Origin of the sequence: Streptomyces sp. NRRL WC-3626, assembly GCF_000718785.1 — a bacterium.
Taxonomy (GTDB): Bacteria; Actinomycetota; Actinomycetes; order Streptomycetales; family Streptomycetaceae; genus Streptomyces; species Streptomyces edwardsiae.
The window spans coordinates 17,615-42,679 of record NZ_JOCA01000006.1 but is presented as its reverse complement, the minus strand read 5'-3'; the positions used below and the strand labels follow the sequence as shown (position 1 = coordinate 42,679).

Annotated in this window: 17 protein-coding genes and 1 tRNA gene; 9 read left to right on the top strand and 9 right to left on the bottom strand. The window is 68.8% G+C overall.

The window, feature by feature from the left end; genetic code table 11:
• Positions 1 to 12: 12 nt before the first annotated feature.
• From IF28_RS0110840 to IF28_RS0110825, 4 genes are all read right to left on the bottom strand, one after another.
• On the bottom strand, positions 13 to 417 hold the full coding sequence (locus tag IF28_RS0110840) for a hypothetical protein (RefSeq protein ID WP_030217043.1): 405 nt from the start codon (positions 415 to 417) through the stop codon (positions 13 to 15).
• A 167-nt stretch (positions 418 to 584) separates the two neighbouring features.
• A complete protein-coding gene (locus IF28_RS0110835; protein WP_051713703.1) occupies positions 585 to 7,475 on the bottom strand; it encodes a polymorphic toxin-type HINT domain-containing protein in 6,891 nt (2,296 codons plus the stop codon).
• A gap of 130 nt (positions 7,476 to 7,605) precedes the next feature.
• Positions 7,606 to 11,550 carry a LamG-like jellyroll fold domain-containing protein gene (locus IF28_RS0110830; protein WP_234325129.1) on the bottom strand — a complete coding sequence of 1,315 codons (3,945 nt, stop codon included), beginning with the start codon at positions 11,548 to 11,550 and terminating at the stop codon, positions 7,606 to 7,608.
• A 626-nt stretch (positions 11,551 to 12,176) separates the two neighbouring features.
• Positions 12,177 to 12,611: an ATP-binding protein gene (locus IF28_RS0110825; RefSeq protein ID WP_051713702.1), complete on the bottom strand. Its 435-nt coding sequence runs from the start codon at positions 12,609 to 12,611 to the stop codon at positions 12,177 to 12,179.
• A 211-nt stretch (positions 12,612 to 12,822) separates the two neighbouring features.
• Between IF28_RS0110825 and IF28_RS0110820 the strand changes: the two genes are divergently transcribed.
• The 7 genes from IF28_RS0110820 to IF28_RS0110785 all read left to right on the top strand — a co-directional run bounded on the left by IF28_RS0110820 (position 12,823) and on the right by IF28_RS0110785 (position 16,246).
• Positions 12,823 to 13,674 carry a helix-turn-helix domain-containing protein gene (locus tag IF28_RS0110820; RefSeq protein ID WP_030217031.1) on the top strand — a complete coding sequence of 284 codons (852 nt, stop codon included), beginning with the start codon at positions 12,823 to 12,825 and terminating at the stop codon, positions 13,672 to 13,674.
• A gap of 8 nt (positions 13,675 to 13,682) precedes the next feature.
• The gene (locus IF28_RS0110815) at positions 13,683 to 13,886 is read left to right on the top strand and encodes a DUF397 domain-containing protein (protein WP_030217029.1); all 204 of its coding nucleotides are present in this window, start codon (positions 13,683 to 13,685) and stop codon (positions 13,884 to 13,886) included.
• A gap of 271 nt (positions 13,887 to 14,157) precedes the next feature.
• Positions 14,158 to 14,532 carry a type II toxin-antitoxin system RelE/ParE family toxin gene (locus tag IF28_RS0110805; protein WP_030217026.1) on the top strand — a complete coding sequence of 125 codons (375 nt, stop codon included), beginning with the start codon at positions 14,158 to 14,160 and terminating at the stop codon, positions 14,530 to 14,532.
• Positions 14,529 to 14,897, top strand: coding sequence for a helix-turn-helix domain-containing protein (locus IF28_RS0110800; protein ID WP_030217023.1), 369 nt, complete (start codon positions 14,529 to 14,531; stop codon positions 14,895 to 14,897). The genes IF28_RS0110805 and IF28_RS0110800 overlap by 4 nt, the downstream gene beginning before the upstream one ends.
• A 224-nt stretch (positions 14,898 to 15,121) precedes the next feature.
• The gene (locus tag IF28_RS0110795) at positions 15,122 to 15,499 is read left to right on the top strand and encodes a hypothetical protein (RefSeq protein WP_030217018.1); all 378 of its coding nucleotides are present in this window, start codon (positions 15,122 to 15,124) and stop codon (positions 15,497 to 15,499) included.
• 104 nt (positions 15,500 to 15,603) lie between these two features.
• Positions 15,604 to 16,182, top strand: a complete 579-nt coding sequence (locus tag IF28_RS37255) for a bifunctional DNA primase/polymerase (RefSeq protein ID WP_030217013.1) — start codon at positions 15,604 to 15,606, stop codon at positions 16,180 to 16,182.
• Positions 16,173 to 16,246, top strand: a tRNA-Lys gene (locus IF28_RS0110785). The genes IF28_RS37255 and IF28_RS0110785 overlap by 10 nt, the downstream gene beginning before the upstream one ends.
• Positions 16,247 to 16,292: 46 nt before the next feature.
• Here the strand turns inward: IF28_RS0110785 and IF28_RS0110780 are convergent.
• A complete protein-coding gene (locus IF28_RS0110780; protein WP_030217010.1) occupies positions 16,293 to 17,510 on the bottom strand; it encodes a M6 family metalloprotease domain-containing protein in 1,218 nt (405 codons plus the stop codon).
• A 556-nt stretch (positions 17,511 to 18,066) separates the two neighbouring features.
• On the opposite strand from IF28_RS0110780, the gene IF28_RS0110775 reads away from it, so the two are divergent.
• Complete coding sequence (locus IF28_RS0110775; protein WP_030217002.1) at positions 18,067 to 19,923, top strand: putative bifunctional diguanylate cyclase/phosphodiesterase; 1,857 nt, start codon at positions 18,067 to 18,069, stop codon at positions 19,921 to 19,923.
• Here IF28_RS0110775 and IF28_RS0110770 read toward each other — a convergent pair.
• The 4 genes from IF28_RS0110770 to IF28_RS0110750 form a co-directional block, all read right to left on the bottom strand.
• Entirely contained in the window at positions 19,899 to 20,990 is a 1,092-nt protein-coding gene (locus tag IF28_RS0110770) for an LLM class flavin-dependent oxidoreductase (RefSeq protein WP_030216999.1), read from the bottom strand. The two genes, IF28_RS0110775 and IF28_RS0110770, sit on opposite strands and share 25 nt — an antisense overlap.
• Positions 20,991 to 21,473: 483 nt before the next feature.
• On the bottom strand, positions 21,474 to 22,277 hold the full coding sequence (locus tag IF28_RS0110760; RefSeq protein ID WP_030216996.1) for a hypothetical protein: 804 nt from the start codon (positions 22,275 to 22,277) through the stop codon (positions 21,474 to 21,476).
• A gap of 102 nt (positions 22,278 to 22,379) precedes the next feature.
• Positions 22,380 to 23,117 (bottom strand): aspartate/glutamate racemase family protein, encoded by a 738-nt coding sequence (locus IF28_RS0110755; protein WP_030216995.1) that lies wholly within the window; start codon positions 23,115 to 23,117, stop codon positions 22,380 to 22,382.
• Positions 23,114 to 23,956, bottom strand: a complete 843-nt coding sequence (locus IF28_RS0110750; RefSeq protein WP_030216994.1) for an aspartate/glutamate racemase family protein — start codon at positions 23,954 to 23,956, stop codon at positions 23,114 to 23,116. The genes IF28_RS0110755 and IF28_RS0110750 overlap by 4 nt, the downstream gene beginning before the upstream one ends.
• Positions 23,957 to 24,117: 161 nt before the next feature.
• Between IF28_RS0110750 and IF28_RS0110745 the strand changes: the two genes are divergently transcribed.
• Positions 24,118 to 25,065, top strand: a complete 948-nt coding sequence (locus IF28_RS0110745) for a D-2-hydroxyacid dehydrogenase (RefSeq protein ID WP_030216991.1) — start codon at positions 24,118 to 24,120, stop codon at positions 25,063 to 25,065.

Below are 25,065 nucleotides of genomic sequence, written 5' to 3'. Positions count from 1 at the left end.
CCCCGGCTCAATCTATCCGCACGAAGGCGTGGCGCTCGCTGGAATCTTGTATTCAGCCGCAAGGCTCTTATCGAAGATCACGAGAAGAGCATCAGGCATATACGTGAACCCCGCACCCTCGGACTCGCCTAGCGCAATTACTAGACTCAACTCATTGGAGAATCTGAAGTTGTAGGCCCAAGGCATCTCCGGGCATCCCTCATTAGGGACGTGCCAAGCGATGCCGATACCTACAATCGACACACCCAAGAAGCTCTCCCAATCGACGTGGCTGCTCACATCGATGGGATCCCCGGACAGGCTTCCGCCCACATCTCCGGGACTCCTGAATTCGATCGCCATTCCTTCGTTGACGCCATCCATCGCCCAGGACAGAACGAGCGCAGCCCCGCTCTCCATGCCCAGCTCAACGGCCATGTCGACTTCGTGGGCTCGATCTTCCCTGTGCCCATTTGGCCACCCTTCCCCCCGCAGAGCCACGTAGCGAACCGTTCTCACGGCATCACCCGCGACAGCCTCCCGGAGTTCAGTAAGCCCCGCACTGCCATCGGCCAGGGCGGCCCACGGATTGATCACCAACATGCCTAATACCGCCCGAAGTATTGGAACTGACCATTTGCATCGAAGGTCGCACCGATCCCGCGCCCACCAGCAGGATCCGGCATGATGTACCGCGTTCCGCCAGCGAAGTTTCCAGAATTCACAGGAGACGTAACGGTTCCCGGGTTGGTCAGGATGTCGTCCAGCATATCTTGACCGGCGGATTTCAGCTGCTTACCCGGCACCACAGGAAGATCCCCGCGGTTCATATGCTTCTGGTATTCACGTCCCGCATGAGTCGTATTCCCCTTAGCCGGACGCATCCCACTCTGCGAAAGAGCATCCAAGTCAGGGCATCCACCGGAATTGTGAACCAGGACCGGCGTCTGCCCAGCCAGCACATAGTACGTGTGAGAGTCCGTGACCGTCAGGTTGTGCACTCTCGCTGGCTGCGACCAGCGGTCAATGTCGGCGATCGCGACCCGCTGCCCCGCGGCGGTACGCAATTCCTGTCCGATGGTGAGTTCGCCCGCGTCGACCCACGCATCGAGACCTGGCACCCAGAACGGGTGGCCATCGGTCGCGGTCACGCCTACTTGCTCACCATCGATCGTGAGAGTGAGCGTCACCAGAGCCTTGGGGCCTTCGCCAAGGATCTCGGCGGTGACCGTCTCGGTCTCGGTTCTCCCCGTTACCGGATCCGTTGCCAGGACCTTGTCGCCGATTTCGACGTCCTCGATGGGCTTCGTCGTCCCGTCGGCCATCAGGACCTCGGTGCCGGGGGCGAAACTGTTGCACGGCGGATCCGCCGCCTTGACGACCTTCAGCCCCTTGAACACCCGCGCCCAGGGCAGATCCGTCGCCGCCCAGCCGCACGCCGTGAGGCTGTCGCCGCTCAGACAGCTCTTCCAGGCGTCGAAGTCGGGAGTCACCAGGGACACGACGATCTTCTCGAACAGGGTCTGCTCGTAGTTGATGATGCCGAGCGCCTCAGCCGCGCCACAGAACGCGTCGAGACCGGCGTCCATCTGGAAGCACTTGCGTTCCGCCCACGCCTCGAGCTGCTTCTCGCCCTCGTACTGCGGGAACATCGCCGCCAACTCGCGAGCAGTCGGCACACGGATGTTCTCGATGAAGATCCCGCCCTCTTTCTCGGTGACCTTGACCGTCACCGTCGGCGAGCTGGTGGACTGCTTGGACGTCCCGGACCTGCCCACCCGATAGTCGACGTTGCCGTCGTGGTCGTAGCAGGTGTATGTCGTACAGCCCGGCCCGTTGCCTTTACTCGGGGCCCAGACAGAGTCCGGGTTGTTCACGCTGCATCCGTCGCAGTACAAGCCCGATGGGTCGGAGAAGGTCAGCGGGTTGTTGTTGCTGTAGGTGTAGCCGTTGATCTGCTGCGGGTCGGTCAAGTCCATGATCGGGTCGACCGAGAGGAAGCGGCCCGTGGACGGGTCGTACTCCCGCGCGCCCAGGTGGGTCAGGCCGGTGGAGACGTCCTGCGTGCCGCCGACGAAGCCCTTGGTTCCGGGCCAGTCGGCCGGCTCCTCGCCCCGGGTCCCCCCGAAGGGGCTGGTGCGGCGCTGAGTCAGTTTCTGCGTCGCCGCGTCGATGGCGAGCAGTGCCGTGCCGTGGTGGTCGGCGGTGGTGAAGAAGACGGTCCCGTCGTCCTCCTGGACGGCCGTGTGGCCGCCGCCGAGGTCGATGTAACGGGTGCCCTTCGGCGTGGCGCTGCCCTTGGCGACTGTGATCTCGGTGCCGCCGAGGTAGAGCGTGGTCTCGGTGGGTGTCCGGGCGATCAGTCGGTTTCCGTCGGCGTCGTGGACGTACTCCGTGACCTTGGGAGAGCCCCCTTCGACGGGCTCGGTGACCTTGGTGAGCCGGCCCTCGGCGTCCCAGTCGAGATTCTGCGTGGTGCCGTTGCCCAGGGTGCGGGTGTCGGTGTTGCCGGTGGCGTCGTAGGTGTAGGAGTCGCCGGCGGTGACGCCGGGTCCGGTGCGGGTGACCGTCTCCAGGCCGTGCGGGCGGACCGCGGTCGCGCCCGGGGCCGGGTAGTCGTAAGTGCTGGTGACGTTCTTCGTGGTGTCACCAGTGGTGTCGTGCTGGACCTCGGTGCTGCGGTTGCCGGTCTTGTCGTAGCCGTAGGAGGTCCAGTATGGGACCGGGCCGCCCAGCACCGAGGCGTCGGGTGTGCTCGCGCAGGCGGCGGTGGGCTGGGTCCAGGCCTCCCTCATGCGACGCAGATGGTCATAGGTGAAGCACTGGGTGTCCGTGCCGGAGCGGGAGGTGTCGGAGACGGCCAGGACATTGCCGGCCTCGTCGTAGCGGAAGGTGGAGGCCTGGTCGACGCCCGCGACGTCCTGACGGTCGACCCGGGTGAACGACAGCCGCTGGGTACCGGGTTCGTACTCGTTGGTGACCCAAGCCTTCTTCCCGCCGCTGTCCGACAGTTCGTACTGCAACGGTTTGCCGGTCAGGCTGTACGACGCCGTGGCCTTGAGGCCTTCGCGGCCGTCCACGGCTATGGGCCGCAGCGTGTCGTCCTCGTACTCGAATGCCACAGTGGACGCGGTCAGGGAGCCTGCCTTGGGCAGTCCCACAGCGGCAACCAGTCCGGACCCCTTGTACGAGGTGCCCGAGAGGTACGTGCCGGACAGTCCGGTGTTGGCGTCGGACTCCGGGATCGTCACCGAGGTGCGCAGTGGCCGGTACAGCCGGTCGTAGGCCACCACCTCGGAGGTGTAGGCCAGACCGCCGTCCGCGTAGCGGGTGGACTGGGCAAGGTGTCCCTTGGCGCCGCTGACCGTGTCATAGGTCCACTTGGCGTGCAGCGGGCCGGTGGTGGAGCCGGAGCGCAGCTCCGTCTTGCGGCCGAGACCGTCGTAGACGTTGACGAGGGTGGTGTCGCGGGCGTCGACCGTGGAAGTGAGCCGGCCCCGGTCGTCGTAGGTGTAACGGCTGGTGCCCTTGTCGGGGTCGTCGGATCGCGTCATCCGGCCGAGCGGGTCGTACGCGAAGGCCCACTCATTGCCCGCCGGATCGGTCACCCCGGACAGCGCGCCCGCCGGGTTGAAGGTATACCGAGTGGTGTCGTACGAGGCCTCAGCCGCGCGCTGGTGGTGCTGGCGCAGTTCGGTGGTCTGCCCGTGGGCGTCGGTGAGCGTGGTGGTGGCGGTGCCGCCCTCGGGCGGGATCACGGTGATGCGATCGCCACCGTAGAGGGTGCGGGTGGCGTTGAGGACCTTGCCGCCGTCGCCGTTGCCGAAAATCTGCCGGTGCTCGGTCTGCCGGCCGAGGCCGTCATGGGTGTAGCGGTTCTGGGTTTCCACACTGAGCGCGTCCTCCGGTTCGACCAGGGTCGTGGAGGGCACCGAGGTGGCGTAGTAGGGAAGGAACTCTTTGACCGTCAATCCGCGTTCGTCGTAGAAGGTGTCGCTGAGCAGTCGTCCGCCATCTGGGCCCGGGGTCTGGGACTGGCGTGGCCGCAGAGAGCCGTCGTAGAGGACGTACGAGGTGATCTGGGCATTGTTGTCGCCGATGATTCTGGTGCCGACGGCGACCGGGTCGTCCCCGGTCACTTTGTAGGTGTACTCGTACGTCGGAACATCACTCGTACGCCGGTCAGCGAGCCAGACCTTGGTGGTGCGGCCCAGAGCGTCGTAGGCGAAGCTGGTGACCTTGCCGTTGGTGTCGGTCTGGGTCAGCGGCACTCCGCGCGCCGGATCGTTCGTCGTAATCGTGGATTGCGCGGTGCTGCTGTCACCGGGTGTCGCGGGCGGTGTGGTGACCTTGGCGGAGGTGGGGAAGCCGGTGGTCGGGGTGTAGGCGGTGGTGGTGGTGAGGCCGTCGGTGCGCGCGGTTCGGGTCAGGGAGTCGGAGGCCACGGTGACCTTGACGGTTCCGGTGAGGTCGGTGTTGGTGAGTTCGCGGCCGTAGGCGTCGTAGGTGGCGCCGCTCTCGGTGTAGGTGGCCGTGGTCCCGTCGTGGGACTTGAGAACCGCGGTCGCCGTGGCGTCGCCCTTGGCCGGGGCGGCGTCGTAGGCCCGGCCGTCGTAGGCGGTGCGGAGGTCGGCTATGACGTCCTCGGTGCGGTCCGGGGTGCCTGCGCAGTTCACGGCGACCGTCTCCGCGCGGGCGGGCAGGGTGAGGATCGCGCCGGCCGCCGGGTAGGAGGTGCGGGTGCACCGGTCGTCGGCGGTGGTGGCGTCGTCGCCGCGGTCGTCGGTGCGGGTGATGCGTCCGGCGACGGTGTCGAACGAGTTGTTCACGGTGGTCGTGCGCCACTTGGTGCCCGCGCCGTCATCCAGCGAGGTCCAGGAGCGTTCCTGGGCGGTGCCGGTGAGGTTGGCAGTCACCGTGCCCCAGGAGCGGACCTTCTTCGCGGTCTCGTGGTGCCAGGGCCGGTTCACGGTCTTGCCCAGCACCCGGCCGCCGGGACCGGAGTACTGCACGGTCTTGTAGGCGAAGCCGGCGGCCGACTCGTGATCGGTGATCGGATCGCCCTCACCGCTGCCGAGCGTGACGTCGACCGCCTTGGTGCCGCCGCCGGCCGCGAGGCGGTCGCCGTCCATGCCGCGCAGGAAGTAGGTGTCGGCCTGCGACTTCATCGCCTCCGCGCCGCCCTGTCCGCCGGCCTTCACCCGGACATGGCCGTAGCCGCGCCACTGCGACCAGGTCTTCTCCTTCTCCTTCGTCAGCCCGTCATCGTCGTCGTAGTGCCAGGCCGCGCCGCCCAGGTACTCGTACGAGGTGACCTGGTCCGGTGCACCGCCGGTGCGGTCAGTGAGAGTGACGGTGGAGGTGACGTATTTGTTGAACCAGTGCAGTTCGGGGTCGTCGGTGCTGCTGCCGCCGATGTACTGCGGGAAGCAACGGGTGGTGTTGGTCTGCGGGGCCGGCAGGGCGCCCGCGTCACAGACCGGCGCCGAGTAGTCGACATCGATCTGGCCGCCCGACTCGTCGGCGACGGTAGCCAGACGGTCCTTGATGAACGGGGCGAATCCGTCGCCGGTCCGGTCGAGCCGGTTGGCCAATTGCTTGTACCCGAAGGTGGTCTTCGGCAGGGTAGCCGCCGGAGTGGTGCTGTGGCCGGTGCGCTGCACGGAGTCCAGCAACAGCTGGTAGTCGGTGTCGGCCGTCCCCCAGCGGTGGACGAGCTTCCAGGAGTCGACGTCCGCATAGGATCCGGACTTCAGCACCTGGGTGGCGACCGAGGTGAGCCGCATACGGGTGAAGAACACCGGGGAGAGCCGGCCCTCGTCGCAGGTGGCACTCTCGTCGCAGTTCAGGTCCCACGGGGTGTCGTACCAGTAGAAGGCGTCCTTGCCGATGTCGGCGCAGGTGGTGTCCGCGTCGGGCAGACACCTCTCTCCACTGGTGAAGTCGACCTTCGCCAGCGGCCGCGCCGAGTACATGCCGGTGGAGCGCAGTCCGTACTCGATCCGGTCGAGTGAACCGCCGCGCACGTAACGCGTGTTGGCCTTCTCGTCCAGGTTGCGGCCGTAGGAGTTCCACTCCTTGTCGTAGTAGTACGCGATCGCGTTGCCGTGCGGGTCGACGACGTAGTCGAGGTTCCAGCGCCAGCCCTGCCGGCACCAGGAATCGGCGAACGCCGAGGCGTGGCAGGGCTCGCCGGCATCGTCACCGAAGACCGGCGCGGTCCACGTGGAGTCGGTGGTCTCCTTGCCGTCCGTCCAGCCGGGCAGCCGGTTGTAGCCGAAGTAGTACTGCACCCCGTCCGGGGTGGTGACCTTCCAGTACTCGTCGTCGCGGGCGCCGTTGGAGCGCACGTCGGAGGAGGAACCCCGCAGCCGCTGGACTTTGGTGCCGTCGTCGTCGCGCAGCCGGAAGGTGTCGGTGCCGTCCGGCACCAGTTCGCCGCCCTTGCCGTTGAAGGAGATGAACGCGTTGTCGTACGCCCAGCACAGATCGGCCGGCTTGCCGCCGTCGGCGTGCTCGACCCCGTCGTCGGCGCAGGACTTGTAGCGCCGCTCGATGAACCCGGGCCACATGTCGAACCCGTCGCCGACCCAGGACCCCTGGTTGTTGGAGTTACCGGAACGGCCGTCGATCGATCCCGAGGAGTACGACATCCCGACGCTGGGCAGCAGTCCGCCCGGCACGTCCGGCACATTCATCCCGTACGACCAGGCGAAGTCACCGGTGTTGAGACTGGTGCTCCACTGCGCGGACGGCGACAGCGGGGTGGCCTTGTAGTCGCCGCCCATGCTCGCGTCGTCGGCGACGGCCGCGAGGACGGTGGCGCCGGACGCCTTCAGGGAGACGCTCGGGGCGGTGAGGGTTTTCGCCTCGGTGTCGTTGACGGCGTCGAGGGGCGTGGCCTCGCGGCAGATGTCCTTGTCCGGGGTGGTCAGCGCGCAGGCCGGCAGCTCCACCAGGCGCAGCCGACCGGCATAACCGCCACCGAACGCCTCGGCGATGGATGAGTAGTCGAGCCGCGCCCGTACAGCGGTGCCCCTCTTCCTCGCAGCCGCGACCGGTCCATCGGCCTCCAGGCTGAACACCAGGCCGTCCGCACCCGCCCGCACCGCGGTCTCGCGGTCGAACAGACGGGCCCGCACGCTTTCGGGCGCCTGCTTCCCACCCACCGCCAGCGGCAGCCCCTTCGCCTGGACGACGGACGAGGAACTCTCGGGCGGGTCGACGGTCGCCGTGCCTGCCAGGGGCCAAGTGGCGCGCGGGGCTTTCGCCGGGGTGTGCGAGCCCTTCGCCAGGGTGCGCGGGACCACCGGCACTGCCGAGACCTCAACCGGCTGCTCCGCTGCAGCCAGATCGGGGCGGCCGGTGCCGCGGTCTGCCGCGACCGAGGCGGGCTGGACCACGGCCTGGAGCAGCGTACCGATCACGACCGTGGCCGAGGCCAGGGCGACTCGGCGGCGCAGGGCACGGACACGCGTCCGCTGTCTACCGTTCATCCTCGTCCTTCGTCATACGGGGCGGAGTATTGAATGCGGCTACGTAGGAGGCCGACGGCTGGTGCCGTCGCCAGGGCGGGCGTTACCGGATTCCGGCCGAGGTCGCTACGGGCCCGGCACTCTTTCCTGCTCATTCGGTGCCGGGTACCTCTGTGGGGACCCCCGGCCATCCCAGCGACAGATGCGCTATCTGCAACTCGCTCAGCACACCCTGGAAAACCCACACGTCATCGACTGCACCGGGCCAGTACTCGCCCCACTCCCCGGCGTTTCTGGACCGGCCGATCTGAAGTCCGCCCGTGGCCTTGTAGGACAGCACGTCCTCGGCCCATGAGATCCGGTCAGCGCAGGTGGTGTCATCAGCCTCGCCGTCGCCATCCACGTCAGCGCAAGCGACCTCTTCCAACTCTCCGTTCACGTACAGCCGGGCTTCCTTGGTGAAGCCGTCGTACACGAGCGTGAGGTGGTTCCAGTCCCGTGCGTCGTAGAACCGTTGGTTCTCCACCCGTACGACAGCGGCACCCGTCGCGTCGGAATCCGGCATCGAGATCTGCCAGCGTCCGGCGCTCTCCTCACCTCCAGGCTCGGGCACATGTCGCACCGCCAAGGCGCTGTTGTTCGTTCCAGGCATGCTCAGGACGGCCGCACTGTCGACAGGCGCACCTGCGGCTTGGGCCCAGGCCATCACTGTGAAGCTGGCGCTCGTGTCGACGACAGTCGAAGCAGTCGCAGCGTGGTCATCGACGCCGTCCAACTCCAGGGCACCGTCGTCCACCCAGCCGAGCCCCGTTTTCGCACCGCCCCCCAAGGTCAGCGCCCGGTTCCCCGCGGAGGCATCCGGACTGGTGACCGAGTCAGTCGTTGTGGCCTCATCCAGCAGCCAGCGGCCCTTGACAAGCGGTCGCTGCCGGAACATCTGCCGGACCTCATCCGCCGAGGCCGGACGGTCCAGAAGACGTACGTCGTCGATCGTGCCCGGGAAGTGGTTGGCGATCGCGCCGTCGGTGTAGGAGCCGGCACCGATGTACATCGACTGGTCGGCGTAGAAAGAGCCTTCCAGCGTGGTCGAGCCTGCGAACGCGCCGTTGACGTAAAGGGTCAGCGTGTCGGCGACCGTGTCGTGGACACCGGTCAGGTGGACCCACTCGCCGGTCCGCGCCACCGTGCCGTTCGGCTGCAGGGCACGCACCGGAACGGCGTCCGGGCTGTCGGACGAGTACTGGTTGAAGGCCCACCGGTCGTACGCGGCCGAGTAGTACAGCTCGAATCCCGGACTGTATTTGCCTGCCTGTGCCGTGATGATCGCGGCACGGGTCGGCTTGCTGTCGAGCTTTGCCCAGGCCGACACGGTGAAGCTGCGGGAACTGTTGATGTGCGCACCGCTGTCCTGGCCGATCTTCGCGTAGGCGTCGGTCCCGTTGAAGCGCACAGACTTGCCTGCGACGCCTGGCACACCAGTGGTCACACCGCCGTTGTACATCGCCGGCAGAACTCCGCCCCGCCCCGTGACCTGGGTCGTACCGGCCTGCTCGTCGAGCGGGAAGATCGCGACCGCGGGCCGTCCCGGGTCTCCGACCGGCTGGTGGTCACGCAGTTTCGCGACTTCGCTTGCTGCCAACGGCTTGTCGAATAGCTGGAGTTCGTCGATTGCTCCCGGGAAGAAAGAACCAGGTGCCCCGCTGTACGACCCCGCGCCGATCTGCAGCCCGCGACGTGCGTCCCAGGGGGTGCTGTAGACCGTCTGACCGACCAGTTCGCCATCGACGTACAACTGCAGCGCATCGTCGCTGGTCGAGTAACTACCTACGAGATGGGTCCATGTCCCTGCTGTCACGCCACCGGGCTGTTCCGCCATGGCACGCACAATGGGCGCGCCCGGAGAGTCCGACGCGTATTGATTGAAGACCCACCGGTCCAGGGACTTGGAGTAGTACAGCTCGAATCCAGGCGAATGGTTGCCAGGCTGAGCTGCGATGATCGCCGCGCTGTCAGGCATTCGGGACAGCTTCACCCAGGCGGACACGGCGAACCCACCGCTGGTGTCCAGAACCGGGATGTCCGTCGCTGCGTAGCCGTCGGTGCCGTTGAACTCGAGAGCCGTCCCCTTGGCGCCCGCGATCCCGGCCGTCACCCCGCCATGCAGCGCGGCGCTGCGCGCGGGTGTCCGGCCTTCGGCCTGAGCTGCTCCCGCGCCTTCGTCGAACTGCCACGTGGCACGCTCTGGCTGCCCGGCCTTCACCCGGAACTGGTACGTGCGGACCTCGCTGCCGTTGCCGGCAGCGTCGAACGCCTGAGCCGTGACGAAGTTCAGTCCGGGCTTCGACGGCAGTACCGCGGCCGTCTTTTCCGCACCCGATGTCGTGGTCAAGGCGTTCTTCGAAGTCGGATCGCTGTTGATGCCGAACCAATACTTGGTCACATCGGTATCGGCTGCCTTGATGCTGAAGAAGCCATACTTGCCGACACCGTCATACCAAGGGTCGTCCGGGCTCTCTGGATCGGAGGCCGGGTACTCTCCGGAGGAGATGGCGGGAGCTTTGGGAACTTTCGTGTCCAAGACGAAGTAGCAGGCCGTGGGATCTCCAGTGGTCGACCACGGCGAATACTGGGCTCCGTCGTGGCTGCGCACATACCAGTGGACCTGTTTGTCCTTGGGTATCGACGAGGGCAGGCTGATGGCGAAGCTGGACCCCGACTTCTTCGCCGAGGTCCGGGCAGGATTCCAGCGGACGATCAGGCCCTTGCCGTCTCCTGTGTCCCACTTGGCCTGGAACTGGATCGAGATGTTGTCGCCGTCGGGGTCGGTGACATTGTTGGCGTAGATCTTGCCCAAGGTGCGCACCCGGGCTGCCGACGACGGCTTCTTGCAGGTGCCGCCGTACTCCATGGTCAGCTGCGACATCTTGACCTGCGGTGGCGGACGGTTGTACTCGACTCGGAGGTACGCGTCGTCCGAGAACCGCTTCCAGCCGTACGGATCCGACTCGCTGTCCGCCTTCAGCCCGAACGTCATCGTGGAGGACTTGGCATCAGCGGCGTCCTGCACTGCAGACTTCACATTGAACTCTGCATCCTTCGCCGCACATCCCGTATATCCGTAGGCGAACGATTCAGAAGCCAGCTCCTTGAGCCAGAATCCATTGTCGTACTGATCGTTCCAGGTCGTCGATGACGAGATGGCCTTCGTCTTGTACAGGTTCACCTTTCGAGCAGAACAGGATGCCGACCAGGTGTTACGCACCACGAATTCGGCCGACAGAATCGACTTTCCCGCGAACCTCGATGTGGAGATACGATAGAAAAGGCGCTTGGTGTCGTGAGGTGCGCAATAGTCCCAATTGCAGAAGCCCATACCACTGTCGGATTTGCCGTTGAATTTCCATTGCGGCGAGTTGGCCCAGTACTTGGACACCATCGTCCACGCCGTCGCCTTCGGTGAGTGCCACTGCGGGTCGATGAAGACCGGGTACGCGGTGTCCTCGCCCTTGAGTACGTCGGCGTCCGGTGTCAGAACCAGTTCGCCCTGGCCGTCCGGCACCTCAACCTCGACCGGGGCGAGCTTCCCGGACTCCCCTGCCGCTGGTTCCTTGTCCGGTTCCTCGGCACCGGCGGCCGACGCACCGTTTCCTGCCGTCTCTCCGGACGCGGTAGTCCTGCTCTGGGCGGCAGTCGCCGGACTGTCGCCGGGACTGGAGTCCCACATCATCGGCTTCGGTGCCTCGAAAACCGCGCCCTCGGCTCCCTCGTCGAGCGCCTGCAGACCGCCGTCGGCTGTCTCCTGCACCGACAGTCCCCGGGTGTCCAACTCCAGGCGGAGCTCGCTCAGTTCCGGGTTGGCGGCAGCCTCGGCCGACTTGACCACCAGCAGTTGGGTGAACCCGTCTTCCTGTGCCGTCATGCGCAGATCGACGTCCGGCAGGACCGACGGGTAAGTGGCGACGGCCCCTTCCACCTCGGGCTTCGGCAGAGGCGTGGGCCAGGACAGACTCAACTCCCGCCCGGCCCGCCGCATCCGCACCAGCGGGTCTTCTCCTCCGCCCGAGAATTCCATGTCCATCGTGGATGCCTTGGGCATGACGGTGCCCGTGTCAGCGACTGCCAGGTCGGTGTCGATCCGCTTCCAGGCACCCCCGGTCCGGGTCCAGACGGGGCGCAGATACTCACGCGCCTCCAGATCGCCGTTCGGAGTCGCGAAAACTTCGCTCGCTTCACCGCGCAGCGATGCGATCTCCACCGTCTCGCCGGTCTTCTTGGCCTTGGCCAGCGCTTCGGTTTCGGTCAGGCCTTCGGCGTCATCACCCGCACGCTGCGTCCCGCTCTCAGGCGATGCCGGCGCACCGGCCACCGCCTCACTGGTCAACGCCGGGACTAAGCCGACGGACAACGCCACCGTGGCCACCAGGGCGCCAACCACCCTGCCTCTGGCCCGCTTTCTGCTCCACACCCCTGACACACCCCACCCACAGCGCCCTCACAGTTGCCATCTGTAACTAACGCCTCATCAGGCAGGGAGGTCAACGGGCAGCAAACGGACAATGACGTCACAGGATCCGCTAGCGCGCGTGATGATCCTTACGTTTGACATGGGCTATGTGAGGCTTGATCACGCTTTGACACGGGGTGCGATGCGTCACTCGCCGAGGGAGGAGCGAACCCTGCGGCCGGAGCCCATGCGGCTGCGATCGACCCGACGTCACCCAGTCAGGCTGTACGTCTCGCGGGCGCCGATTGCTCATCCAGTTCGCACCAGACGTACTTGCCCCGGCTGCCCTCCCTCGTCAGCGGCTGCCATCCCCATACGTCGGCGCAGGCGCGGACCAGGGCCAGTCCCCGGCCGTCCTCCTGGTCGACGGTGAGGGCCAGTGGCTGGGGCGGTTGCGGCGGGAGGGGGTCGGCGTCCCAGGCTCCGATCCGCAGGACACCCGTGCCCGACCAGCGGACGCGCAGGGCGGCCGGCCCCTTGGTGTGGCGTACGGCGTTCGACACCAGTTCCGTGGCCAGGAGTTCGGCCACGTCGACCAGGCGGATCAGACCGTGCATGGTGAGGATCAGGCGGAGGGTGCGGCGGCAGATCGTGACCGCCCGGGGGTCGTTGGGGACGGAGAGGGAGTACTCCCACGGGTCGTTTTCGAGCATGCGGATTCCTTCCGGTACCAGAGGAGTTGAGGTCGGCCGGTGTCATTGGCGCGTCCGTCATGACAGGACAGAGCGGTGCACTTCCGGCATCGCGGTATGCGATTACTTCATCACCGACGGTAAGGCATAGATTTATGACGCTGCAACGTGGTCGCGTAATCTGAACCCGAACGGGGTGCTGCGTCACAGCCGTTGAGGCGAGGAGGAAGCCATGCCGCCCAGACGCCAACCCACGGCACGTCAGGCACGGTTGGGTGCGGAGCTGCGGAAATTGCGCGAGGCGGCGGGACTCAAGGCCACCGAAGCTGCGAGCTTGCTCGGCGTGAACTCCGTGCAGATGAGCCAGATGGAGTCCGGCATCGCCGGCGTGAGCGAGGAACGGCTACGCCGCCTCGCCGCTCACTACGCGTGCGCCGACGCCGAGTTGCTGTCGGCTCTCGTGGGGATGACCACCAGCCGCGCACGCGGCTGGTGGGAGGAGTACCGAGGCGCGCTACCGAACACCTTCCTGGATCTCTCGGAGTTGGAGCATCACGCCTGCTTCCGGTGGGACGTCGACTTTCTGCATGTTCCGGGGCTTCTGCAGACCGAGGACTACGCGCGTGCGCTCTTCGCCTACGTGAACCCGGATTTTCCCGACAGCGAGAGGGAGCGCCGCGTGGAGCACCGCATGCGGCGCAAGGTGGTCATCGAGCGGCCCGATCCGGTTCCATACGTGGCGGTGATCCATGAAGCAGCCCTGCGCATCCGCGTGGGCGCCCGTCCCGCTTCGAGGGCGCAGCTGGCCCGTGTCCTGGAGATGTCGGAGGCTCGAAGCGTCACCGTACGCGTCATCCCCTTCAACCTGAACGACTTCGGCGGAGCGGGAAGTGCCATGGTCTACGCGGGCGGTCCCGTCCCCCAGTTGGACACCGTCGTACGTGATGGCCCGAACGGCACGGTCTTCGTCGATGCCGCAGCACAGCTGAGCCGATTTCGAACGCTTTTCCGTAGGGTGGAAGCGGTGTCGCTCGAACCGAAGTGTTCGCGCGACTTCATCCACCGGCTGGCGAAGGAGCTGTGAGGTACGCCATGACGACCTCGGACACCTGGAAGAAGTCCTCCTACTCGGGCGGCGGGGAGGGCAACGCCTGCGTAGAGGTCGCCCACCGCCACCCCCGTATAGCCGTCCGCGACTCCAAGGCCCCGGAGCGGGCCGTGCTCAGCTTCCCCGCGCACGCCTTCGCCGCGTTCACCGGACATCTCGGTACGTGCGAGGCCGTCGGCGGCAAGTAGGGGGCCCAACGGGCCGTGGCAGCCCCGGCTCGGCCCTCACCGGCGTCCTGGGTGTTCGCGCTCGTCACAGGTCGGCGTCTCTGATGATGCCGAAGGTGACGTGCACGATCCGCGTGACGATCGACGACGGACTCCCCTTCGCGGACGCCCTCACGGCCAGGTACGCGCCGCAAGGGGGATATCCAGGCCGCACTCGCACGCACGGCCTCTTGAGGCGCCGTCTCGTTCAGCGGGACACTCAGCCCATATAGATATCTGTATAGTCCGAGGTGTGAGGGACACCTGGCAGATCGAGATCGAACCGGAGGTCCGGCAGTGGCTGGCTCTCCTTTCTGATCCGCATTACGACAAGGCGGAGCGTGCCGCTGACATGCTTGCCGCTCAGCCGACGACTCTCGGAGAGCCGTACTCTCGCCATCTCGGCGGCAAGCTCCGCGAGCTGCGCTTCACCATGGACGGGAACGCGGTCCGCATCACCTACTGGCTTGCTCCCGAGCGGCGAATCGTGTTCCTGACGGTGTTCCGTAAGACCAGACAGCGCGAGGGCGCCGAGGTCGAGCGCGCTCAACACGCACTGAAGGTGTGTGAAGCAGACCACGGCCGCGCCGAGCACAGTTACGACCGGACTGAGGAGGAGAGCTCGTGAACCACTCCCAGTGGAAAACACGCCGGACCCGGGAGCTATTGGGTGAACGGGTCGAAGAATCCCCTGCTTACACGGAGGCCGGGTACGCGTTCGCCCTCGGCCAGGCCGTCTACGACCGGCGCACGGCGCTCGGCCTCTCGCAGAGCGAGCTGGCGCGGCGCGCGGGCATGACCCAGCCCCAGATCTCCAACATCGAGGGCGGCGACTCGGTACCGACCCTGCCGCTGCTCACCCGCCTCGCCAAGGCATTGGACGCGTCGCTGACCATCGATCTGGACGGTGACCAGTCGGCCTTCGTCTTCACCGCACACAAGGACCACCGGCCAAGCAAGGTATCGCCGGACGCACCCTCCTCAGTGGCCTGAACCAAGCGCACGACGGCGAAAGCGCCACCTCGGCCGTTCGGCGGCGCCAGTCCGACACCCCGTTCCGGCAGGGAGGAGCAGCCGATGCATACCGCCCCGCCCGCTGGGAAGCCATTCTCGCGGTGTTGAAGGGCGGGGATTCGGGGCCCCTTGCGGGGGCGCGGGACAATGGACGGTGGCCCGCCCGTCGGGGAGGGGTGATCGCGACGTATGGAGGAGAAGTCATGGCGGAGCACACGCCGCGCCGGGAGCAGCCGCGGCTACGCCCCGCGCCCCTGCTGTTCGAGCCCGCGGAGGCGGCCTCGGATCCCGAGCACTTCTTCGACCTGGAGTCGGTCGAGGATCCGCGTGAGCTGCTGGAGCGTTCGACGGAGCTGACGCTCGCCTTCCGGGCCGCGGCGGACCGGGCGACGGAGTTCCAGGCGATGGCGGCGGCCCAGCTGGCCGACCCCCGACGCTTCGACCGGCTGACGCCGGCGGACATCGCCGAGCGTGCGGAGTGGACCGAGGACTACGCGAAGAAGATGGTCGAGTTCGGACGGGATCTGCTGCGGGGCGGAGACGGTGGCGCCGGCGGTCTCGGGGGCGTCGATCCCGTGTAGGCAGGCTGCCGCGGGGGTCGCACGATACCCCTTCCCCCTGCTCCGCACCGTCGGTTTCGGCAACTCTGCGGAACCGTTCCCTCACAGCAGGTAGATCTTTGGGTATGAGCAGTCCACGGAATGACTCCGACGCCAGCGGCGTCACCCCCGAGGGTGTCTCCTGGCTCGCCTCGGCGGGGACGTATCCGCGCAGCACGCTCTCGCACTGGGCGGAGCGGCCGGACGCCCCGGTCGTACTGCCCTGCGGTGTGGTCTTCGATGTGGTCAGCGCGCCCGCGATCTTCGGGCGGCGGATGCTGGACCGGCTGTGGGAGGACGGCCCGGGGTCGGGGCCGGTCGCCGAGTTCCGGGGGCGGATGCTGCTGTTCGCCGCGCCCGGTACGGCGCAGCGGCTCCCCGCGCTCATGGAGTGGGAGGAGTGGGGCGCCGCGCACGGCACGCGGACGGACGGGGTGCCGCCCCTGCTCTGTCATGGCACCGGCGACGCCGTCACCGTGCCCGCGCCCACTCCCCGCTCCGGGGCCCGCTGGCTCGTCGCGCCCGACACGCGTCACCCCTGGCTGCCGGGCCCGGAGGTGCTGCTGTGGGCGGCCGTGCGGGCGGCTCGGGCGGCCGTGCGGATATCGATTTTTCCTCCTGCGGACCGTGATGCTAATGTCTACGACGTCAGCAGGCGCCGCTAGCTCAGTTGGTTAGAGCAGCTGACTCTTAATCAGCGGGTCCGGGGTTCGAGTCCCTGGCGGCGCACGACACGGTGAAGGCCCTTCGCGGAAGCGGGGGGCCTTCGTCGTGTCTATCCGGTGGTGATCCGCACCGTCCAGGCGCCGGACGCCGTACGGTCCTCCACCTCGACCCGTACGGACTCCCCCGGCACGGTGAAGCTCTCGCCGAGGGCGACCGGGGCGTCGGCAAGGGGTGGGTAGACCGAGTCCGACCAGCAGGCCTCCGTGTGCGGATGGGCGTCCACGACCTCGATGGGGCCGCGCCCGGAGCGGGTACCGCCGCTCACCCGGTACACCAGCACCCCCTGCCGGCAGGCCGCGCGGTCGTTGCCGACCGGGCCCCGGGCCTCGAAGGCCAGCACACTGTCCGGGCCGGTGCGTACGACCGCCAGCTTGGTCCCCCGCCCGAGGCCGAAGCTCGGCGCCCCCGCCGCACCCGTCACCGGGATGCCCGGACCCGCCCCCAGCGGCTCCAGCGTCAGCCGTACCGGCCCCGCCTCCTGCACACACCGCACCTGCCGGGAGTCCAGCCAGCCCAGCTTCCACTTGTGCCAGCCGAAGAGATCCGGTGCGAGCGCGAACTGGCTGCCCATCAGATCCCAGTCGCCCACATGGGTGTCCCAGTCGCCCTTGCCGTCCACGGGCCGGTGGTAGAGGTCGGGCAGATCGAAGACGTGCCCGGTCTCGTGGGCGAGGACCAGGCGGTCCGGGGGGTGGTTCTCGAAGACCGTGACGACCCGGCGGATATCGGTGCCGTCGGCGCGCAGCGGACGGTCCAGGTTCACGACCTTCGTGGCGTCGGAGTCCACGCCCGGCGCGTCCGGGTCGGCGACGAAGTACACGATGTCGTAGCGCGAGAAGTCGACGTGCGGATCGGCCGCGGCGAGCGCGTCGCGCAGATAGGCGCCGCGGTGCGCGACGGTCCAGTCGCGCTGTATGGCGTACGACGTCGAGGGGCGGGGCATGCGGATCCACTGGCGGAGCGGGTGCGGGCGGAGGGTGAACCTGCCGTAGGAGGCGCGCTGGAAGAAGCGGCTGGTGGCGGGGAAGTGGTCGGCGGTGAGTTCGTCCGGCGTGGTCAGGGGGTGGGAGTCGGGGAAGGAGAGGAACACCATCACCGCGTCCATGCTCCGGGTGGGGCGCGGGTAGGCGGTGTTCCAGGTGTCCAGGCCCTCGGAGTGGTGGGCGGTGGTGCGGGTGAGGGCGCAGGGCTCCGGGGAGAAGGGTTCGGCGACGGACGGGACGCTCACCATGGAGGTCGCCGCGAGCGCCGACATCGTGGTGCACATCGCGGCGGTGCTGCGCAGCCGGGGACGGACGCCCGCGAGGCCCGGCGCACCCGGACCGCGCAGCGCGTCCGGGCCGCCCGGCGCGCCCCCATCCGCACCACCCGGTGCCCCCGATGCACCCGATGCCTCCGGTCCACCCGATCGGCTCAGTCGTCCGAGCCTCCGCCGCAGCGCCTCACGGCCGAGTCCTCTCGGGGTGAGCTGACGCGGCACGGGGGACCTCCGGGAGACGGTTCACGGGACACCGCACCCAGACTGTGTTGATTTGTCGTACTACGCCCTGTTCGGCTGCACCGGACGAGTGAGAAACGTAGGGATTCGAGCGGGACCCGGCGTCATCGACACCGCCCGCACTCACGGAACGTCACAACCGGTCGGAGGCCCGCAGAAGCCGTCCACCCCTGAGCAGAAACGATCGGGCAGAGATGCGGATCCGCACAGAAGACCGGACAGTGACTGGAAGGCCCCGACCCGGGCCTCTATGATCGGCACACTTTCCTGTATTTTTCTGAGACTTTCTGCACGGACAGCCATCTAGTGCACTGCGGGAGCAGCGGTGAGAGGAACGTCCGAAGGGTCGGCACCCGCGACAGAACTCGATCCCCCGACCGTCACGGAGAGTGAGATCAGCACCTCTCCCCGTACGGAATCCGGACCTGGGGAGTCCGCCGCCCCGCCCACCCCGTCGTACCGCTCCGTCTTCACCGCCGCGCCGCTCGCCATGGCCGTGGTCGACCGTGAGGGTCTGGTCACCGGCGCCAACGCGGCCTTCGCCGGGCTGCTGGGCCGCGACCCGCAGTCCCTGCCCGGCGCCGTCGCCGCCGATCTGGTGGACCTCGCCTCCGACGCCCGCACCTGGCACGCGTACCGCGAGCTGCTGCGCGGCAAGCGGGCCCGGCTGCGCCGCACGCGCCGGCTGAAGCACCCGGAGGGGCACGCGCTCTGGGTGCGGGTGACGGTCTCCCCGCTGCCCGCCGACGACGGGGGCGTGCTGCTGTCGGTCGCCGACATCGGCGACCACCGCGAACTCCAGGCACAGCTGCGGCATGTACGGATGCACGACCCGGTGACCCGGCTGCCCAACCGCACCCTGTTCTTCGAGCGGCTGACGGCCGCGCTGGACGCGGACTCGTACGAGGAGAGCGGCACGGGCCGGATCGGGCTGTGCTACCTCGACCTGGACGGGTTCAAGGCCATCAACGACACCCTCGGCCATCGGGTCGGGGACGAGCTGCTGTCCGCCGTGGCGGAGCGGCTCAACCGGTGCGCGAAGGACGCGGCCAGGACCGGTACGCCGCTGGTCGCCCGGCTCGGCGGGGACGAGTTCGCGCTGCTGGTCGAGGACTCCACCGGTACCGAACAGCTCGCCGACCTCGCCGAGTCGCTGCTCGACGCGATCCAGGCCCCCTTCGACCTCTCCGGGCGGCTGCTGTCGGTGTCGGCGTCGATCGGGGTGGTCGAGCGGCATGCCGCCGGGACCACGCCCACCGCGCTGATGCAGGCCGCCGACACCACGCTGTACTGGGCCAAGGCCGACGGCAAGGCCCGCTGGACGCTGTTCGACCCGGAGCGCAACGCCTCACGGGTGACCCGCCAGGCGCTCGCCTCCACGCTCCGTCCCGCCATCGACCGGGGCGAGTTCGCGCTGGAGTACCAGCCGCTGGTGGGCATGGAGGACGACCGGGTGCACGGCGTGGAGGCGCTGATCCGCTGGAACCACCCCCGGTTCGGCACGCTGACGCCGAATCGGTTCATCTCGCTCGCGGAGGAGGACGGCTCGATCGTCCCCCTCGGCCGCTGGGTGCTGCGCACGGCCTGCCGGCAGGCCCGCGACTGGCAGCTGCAGCACCCCGGCGAGCCGCCGATCTTCGTCAGTGTGAACGTGGCCGTCCGGCAGGTGTGGGACTCCGACCTGGTGGCGGACGTCGCCGACACGCTCGAGGAGACGGGCCTGGAGCCGGGGCTGCTGCAGCTGGAGCTGACCGAGTCGGCCGTGATGGGCTCCTCCGGGCGGCCGATCCAGACCCTGAAGGCGCTCAGCGACATGGGCGTACGCATCGCCATCGACGACTTCGGCACCGGCTACTCGAACCTGGCCTACCTCAGCCGGCTCCCGGTGTCGGTGCTCAAGCTGGACGGCTCCTTCGTACGGGGCTTCCAGTACGAGGAGCGGGCCGCCGCCCCGCCGAACCCGGCGGACGAGGTCATCGTCGAGGCGATGGTGCAGCTCGCCCACCGGCTCGGACTGACAGTCACCGCGGAGTGCGTGGAGACGTCGGCGCAGGCCACCCGGCTGCGCCGGATCGGGTGCGACACCGGTCAGGGCTGGCTGTACTCCCGCCCGGTGTCGCCGGACCGCATCTCCGAACTGCTGGGCGGCCCCGGGGTTCAGGCGGGCGTGGGCAAACCGTAGGCGTCGGCGATCAGTTCGTAGGAGCGCAGGCGTACGTCGCCGCCGTGGGCGTTGGCGGTGAGCATCAACTCGTCGGCGCCGGTGCGCTTCTGCAGCTCGTCGAGACCGGTGCGGACCTCGTCGGCGGTGCCGTGGATGACGTTGGCGTTCCAGGTGTCGACGAACTCCCGCTCCATCGCGCTGAATTCGTACGCCTCCGCCTCCTCGGGGGTGGGGACGAGACCGGGGCGGCCGGTGCGCAGCCGGACCATGTTGAGCGCGGCGGCCAGCACCTGGCGGCGGGCCTCCTTCTCGTCGTCCGTGGCGAGCGCGGAGACGCCGATGAGGGCGTAGGGCGCGTCGAGGACCGCGCTGGGGCGGAAGGTCTCGCGGTAGAGGTCCAGGGCGGGGACGGTGTTCTGCGCCGAGAAGTGGTGGGCGAAGGCGAAGGGCAGGCCGAGCATGCCGGCCAGCCGGGCGCTGAAGCCGGAGGAGCCGAGCAGCCAGACGGGCGGGCGGTGCGGGGACTGCACACCGCCGGGCGAGGTGGCCTGCACCGGGCCGGGGACGGCGTGGATGCGGGCGTAGGGGTGGCCGTCGGGGAAGTCGTCGTCGAGGAAGCGGGTGAGCTCGGAGAGCTGCTGGGGGAAGTCGTCGGCGCCCTCGTTCAGCCGGTCGCTGCGACGCAGGGCGGCCGCCGTGGCGCCGTCGGTGCCGGGGGCGCGGCCGAGGCCGAGGTCGATACGGCCGGGGGCCATGGCCTCCAGGGTGCCGAACTGTTCGGCGATGACCAGCGGGGCGTGGTTGGGCAGCATCACCCCGCCGGAGCCGAGGCGGATGCGCTCGGTGTGGGCGGCGAGGTGGGCCAGGATCACGGCGGGCGAGGAGGAGGCGACACCGGGCATGGAGTGGTGCTCGGCCACCCAGTAGCGGTGGTAGCCGCGGGACTCTGCGAGGCGGGAGATGTCCACGCTGGTCCGCAGGGCGTCGCCGGCGGTCCGGCCCGCGCCGACGGTCACCAGGTCCAGCACGGAGAGCGGGACGGGGGCGGTGCCGGGGGTTGTGCCTCGGATGTCGTCTGCGGGCATGCTGGAGTGCCTCCTGTGGGGTGTGACGGTCGCTTCGCGACGTAACAGGGGACAGTCCCCGGTTATTCCCTCCCGGTGCTCGGCGGCATGCCCGGCGTTGGTGCGGGCCGGGGGTGTGTTGCGCCGCTCGGCGCTGGCGAGGTGCCGTCGCGCCCACCCGTGCCGCCCCAGCGGCACGACTGCCCGCGGAGTGCGGAAGCGTGCGGCGCGGCTGGCCGTGGTGGGCGGAAGCGGGAGTGGATGGCGGGGTGGGCGATCATGGGATACGATCATCTTGCTCGCTGAGGGGGTCGCCCCCGAAAGTGAACATGCGTTGGTGGTCCAAGGAAAGACGCCCCGCTTCCTGCGGGGAGATGCAGGTGCAAGGCCTGCCCGGCGCTCCAGAGAGAAGAACCCCGGCCCGCGGAAGCGGGACCGGGGTTCTTCCGTGTGCACGGCACCCCACGGTGGACCGGGCCGGAAGAGCCCGGTCCACCGCACGGGTCAGCCGAGCTTCGCCTCCTGCGCCTCGATGACGGCCGTCGGCTGCTCGAACGTCTCGCCCCGGGTGACCGCCGCGATGTTGAAGGACGAGAATCCGGCGAGCGTGGTGCCCTGGCGGAAGACGACGACCTTCGTCTCGGCGGTGGTGTCGTCCAGCTTGGTGCCCACCGTCCAGGCGACCGCGTCCTCGCCGGCCGCGAGTTTCTCCTCGGTCACCTTGGTGACCTGCTGCTTCTCACCGTCGGCCGACATGGTGAAGCCCCCGGCGCACTTCTTGCCGGCCTCCCGCAGCGCGGCGAGGGTCTCCTTCGCGCCGTCGGCGTCGTAGGAGCGCAGGGAGGCCATCGTCTTGGTGATGTCGAGCGAGTCGATCATCGCCTCCTCGGCCTCCTTCTCCGACAGCCCGTCGAGGTCCGGCATGCCCTTCTTGGCCGCCTCGGACTCCAGGGTGACGAGCCGCTGCACACTCGCCGCCGGCTTGCCCGTCGGCACGGACGACAGCGCCTGCGCGACGGGCTCGCACTCGGCCTGCTCGACGGAGAGGGAGCCGGGGTCGGATACCTCGTCCTTGCCCGGCTCGGTCACCTTGTGGTCCTTGAGGTCGGGCGCGGCGATCACGAGCTTCTCCAGCTCGGCGGCGGTCAGCGCCTTCGCGGCCGGAGCACCGGCCGCGGTGTCGCCCTTCGCCGCCTTGTCCCCGCCGCTCCCGCCCTTCTCGTCACCGCCGCCGCACGCGGTGGCCAGCAGGGCGAGGGTGACCGCCGAGGCGGACAGGGCGGTACGGCGGACGACGGTGGCTCTCACAGTGATGACGACTCCCTGGATCCGAGATTCCGACGGCCCTGCGCCGAGACGCGGCGCGGGGCTCACAGGAGTGAGACCACCGAAAGTGGATCAAGGTTGTACTCAGGTCCGCACCTGGACGATCGGTTCCCGGGTGAACAGCGCCCCCAGCCCCGGGGCGTTCACCCTGCGGTCCGCCAGCCGCAGGCCCTCCCAGACCGTGACCTGGTTGGCGGTCAGGACCGGTTTGCCCAGCTCCTTCTCCAGGGCGGGGAGATGGGCGATCGTGTGCAGGGCCGTGTCCGGTAGCAGCAGCACGTCCGCGTCGGGGGTGTCCGCCGCGCGGGCCAGCGCGAGCACCTCCTCCTCGCCCCAGGTGCCGACCTCCGCCGCCGTGATGATCCCGGCGCCGCGCACCCCGGCCACCTCCACGCCGCCGGCCCGCAGGAAACCGGCGAAGAGTTCGGCCACGTCGTCCGGGTAGGTCGCGCCGACGGCGACCCGGCGCGCGCCCACCTCCCGCAGCGCGTGCACGAAGGCGAAGGAGGTGGACGACGCCGGCATGCCGGCCGCCCGCGCCAGGTTCCGCACCTGCTCGTGCGCGCCCTCCCAGCCGTGGACGAAACTGCCGCTGGTGCAGGCCCACACCACCGTCTCCGCGCCCGACAGCCGCAACTGCTGGAGCCCGGCCGCCAGCCGCTCGGGCGAGCCCATCTCCCGCAGCGCGTCCACCCGGTGCGCGTCCTCACCGATGTCCGTGTGCACCAGATCCACGCGGATGTCGCTGCCCAGCAACTGCTCGATACGCGGATAGTCGTCCTCCGCGGCGTGGCCCGGGTAGAGGAATCCCAGTGCGGTCATGTCCAGCCTTCCTGCTGCTTCTCTTCCGACGCTCGCGGCACCTCCGGCAGTACGGAGCCGGACGCCTGGCCCGGCAGTACGGTCCCGGAGCGCGCCGACGCGTCGATCAGCGCCTGATACGGTCCCACCGCTCGGGTACCCAATCGGCGCAGCGCCGCCCACATGGTCACCTGGTTGGCCGAGATGACCGGTATGCGCAGCTCGGCTTCGAGCTGCGGGATGACGTCGTACGTCGGCAGGTTGGTGCAGGAGAGGAACAGCGCGTCGGCCGTGCCGAGCCGGCCGCGGACCGCCGCCCGCCGGGCCATGTCGACCACCTCGCGGTAGGTGACCTGCCAGATCCGCCGGGTCAGGCCCATGTACGCGCAGCCGGTGACGGTGACCCCGGCGCGTGCGACGTAGTTCTCCAGCGAACGGGTGACCGAAACCGTGTACGGCGTGACCAGGGCGACCCGGCGTACGTCGAGTTCCACCAGGGCTTCGAGGAGTGCGCCGGAGGTGGTGAGGGCGGGGACCGCGCCGGCCCTGCTCATCGCCTCGCACATCGCGCGCTCGCCCATGATCCCGCCGACGAAGCTGCCCGACGTACAGGCGTAGGCGACGACCTCGGGCGTGACCTCGGTGAGGGTGCGCACCGCGTCGCCGAGGGTCTCGTGCTCGCTGATCATCCTGGCGAGGTCGAGACTCACCTCGACCGGCACGTACGGCGTCCGGGTCAGGTGCAGGGACACCTCGTCCGGGACCCAGCGCCACAGTTCGCGGTCCAGCGCGAAGTCGAAGGGGGCCACGACCCCGACTCCGCGCTGCGGGCCGGGGCCGCCGAGAAAGGAGACGTCCATGTCAGCACCGGCCTCACGCTGGGAGACGAGCACACAACGGATCGCGGGAACGCCCGTGTTGACGACGGTAGGTTCGGGTGCGAGCGTGGTCAATCCGCGCATCTCAGACTCCGGCCATTCCTTTACCGGGAACCCCGGCCGACCCGGAGAAACGGCGGCTCATGACCCTCCCCACGCTCCTCGTCCTCGACGCCGATCCGCTCCCCCGGCTCGGCAGGCTCACCGGCCGGGTGCGGGTGGAGCACGCGGACGCCTCGACGCTCGCCGGGCTGCTGCCGGCCGCCGACGTGCTGCTGGTGTGGGACTTCGCCTCGCACGCGGTGCGTGAGGCATGGCCGGGCGAGGGGCCCCGGCCGCGCTGGGTGCACACGGCGAGCGCGGGTGTGGATCATCTGCTCTGTCCGGAACTCGCCGTCTCGGACACCGTGGTCACCAACGCGCGCGGCATCTTCGACCGGCCGATCGCCGAGTACGTCGCCGCCCTCGTCCTCGCCCTCGCCAAGGACCTGCCGCGGACGCTGGCCCTCCAGCGGGAGCGGACCTGGCGGCACCGGGAGTCCCGCAAGGTCGCCGGGACCCGTGCCGTGGTGGTCGGCTCGGGACCGATCGGGCGGGCGGTCTCCGGCACACTCACCGCGCTCGGTGTCAGAACGGCCCTGGTCGGCCGTACCGCGCGGGCCGGTGTGCACGGGCCGGACGATCTCGACCGGCTGCTGGCCCGCGCGGACTGGGTGATCGCCGCGGCGCCGCTGACGTCGTCGACGCGCGGCATGTTCGACGCCCGCCGGTTCGGGGTGATGCAGCCGTCCGCGCACTTCGTCAACGTCGGCCGGGGGCAGCTCGTCGTGCAGGACGCGCTCGCGGAGGCACTGCGGAAGCGCTGGATCGCGGGCGCGGCACTGGACGTGTTCGAGACCGAGCCGCTCGCCCCGGACAGTCCGCTGTGGGACCTTCCCGGGCTGATCGTGTCACCGCACATGAGCGGGGACACGGTCGGCTGGCGGGACGAACTCGGGGAGCAGTTCGTGGAGTTGTACGAGCTGTGGGCGGCGGGGCGGCCGCTGCCGAACGTGGTCGACAAGCAGCGCGGGTATGTACCGGGTCACTGA

Coding starts and splice junctions, on each gene's coding strand:
- IF28_RS0110780 (WP_030217010.1), bottom strand. CDS start 17,510: ATGTGCACCACGATGTCGGCGCTCGCGGCGACCTCCATGGTGAGCGTC.
- IF28_RS0110825 (WP_051713702.1), bottom strand. CDS start 12,611: ATGCTCGAAAACGACCCGTGGGAGTACTCCCTCTCCGTCCCCAACGAC.
- IF28_RS0110815 (WP_030217029.1), top strand. CDS start 13,683: ATGACGACCTCGGACACCTGGAAGAAGTCCTCCTACTCGGGCGGCGGG.
- IF28_RS0110770 (WP_030216999.1), bottom strand. CDS start 20,990: ATGCCCGCAGACGACATCCGAGGCACAACCCCCGGCACCGCCCCCGTC.
- IF28_RS0110795 (WP_030217018.1), top strand. CDS start 15,122: ATGGCGGAGCACACGCCGCGCCGGGAGCAGCCGCGGCTACGCCCCGCG.
- IF28_RS37255 (WP_030217013.1), top strand. CDS start 15,604: ATGAGCAGTCCACGGAATGACTCCGACGCCAGCGGCGTCACCCCCGAG.
- IF28_RS0110835 (WP_051713703.1), bottom strand. CDS start 7,475: ATGAACGGTAGACAGCGGACGCGTGTCCGTGCCCTGCGCCGCCGAGTC.
- IF28_RS0110830 (WP_234325129.1), bottom strand. CDS start 11,550: ATGCCCAAGGCATCCACGATGGACATGGAATTCTCGGGCGGAGGAGAA.
- IF28_RS0110750 (WP_030216994.1), bottom strand. CDS start 23,956: ATGGACGTCTCCTTTCTCGGCGGCCCCGGCCCGCAGCGCGGAGTCGGG.
- IF28_RS0110840 (WP_030217043.1), bottom strand. CDS start 417: ATGGCCGTTGAGCTGGGCATGGAGAGCGGGGCTGCGCTCGTTCTGTCC.
- IF28_RS0110755 (WP_030216995.1), bottom strand. CDS start 23,117: ATGACCGCACTGGGATTCCTCTACCCGGGCCACGCCGCGGAGGACGAC.
- IF28_RS0110820 (WP_030217031.1), top strand. CDS start 12,823: ATGCCGCCCAGACGCCAACCCACGGCACGTCAGGCACGGTTGGGTGCG.
- IF28_RS0110745 (WP_030216991.1), top strand. CDS start 24,118: ATGACCCTCCCCACGCTCCTCGTCCTCGACGCCGATCCGCTCCCCCGG.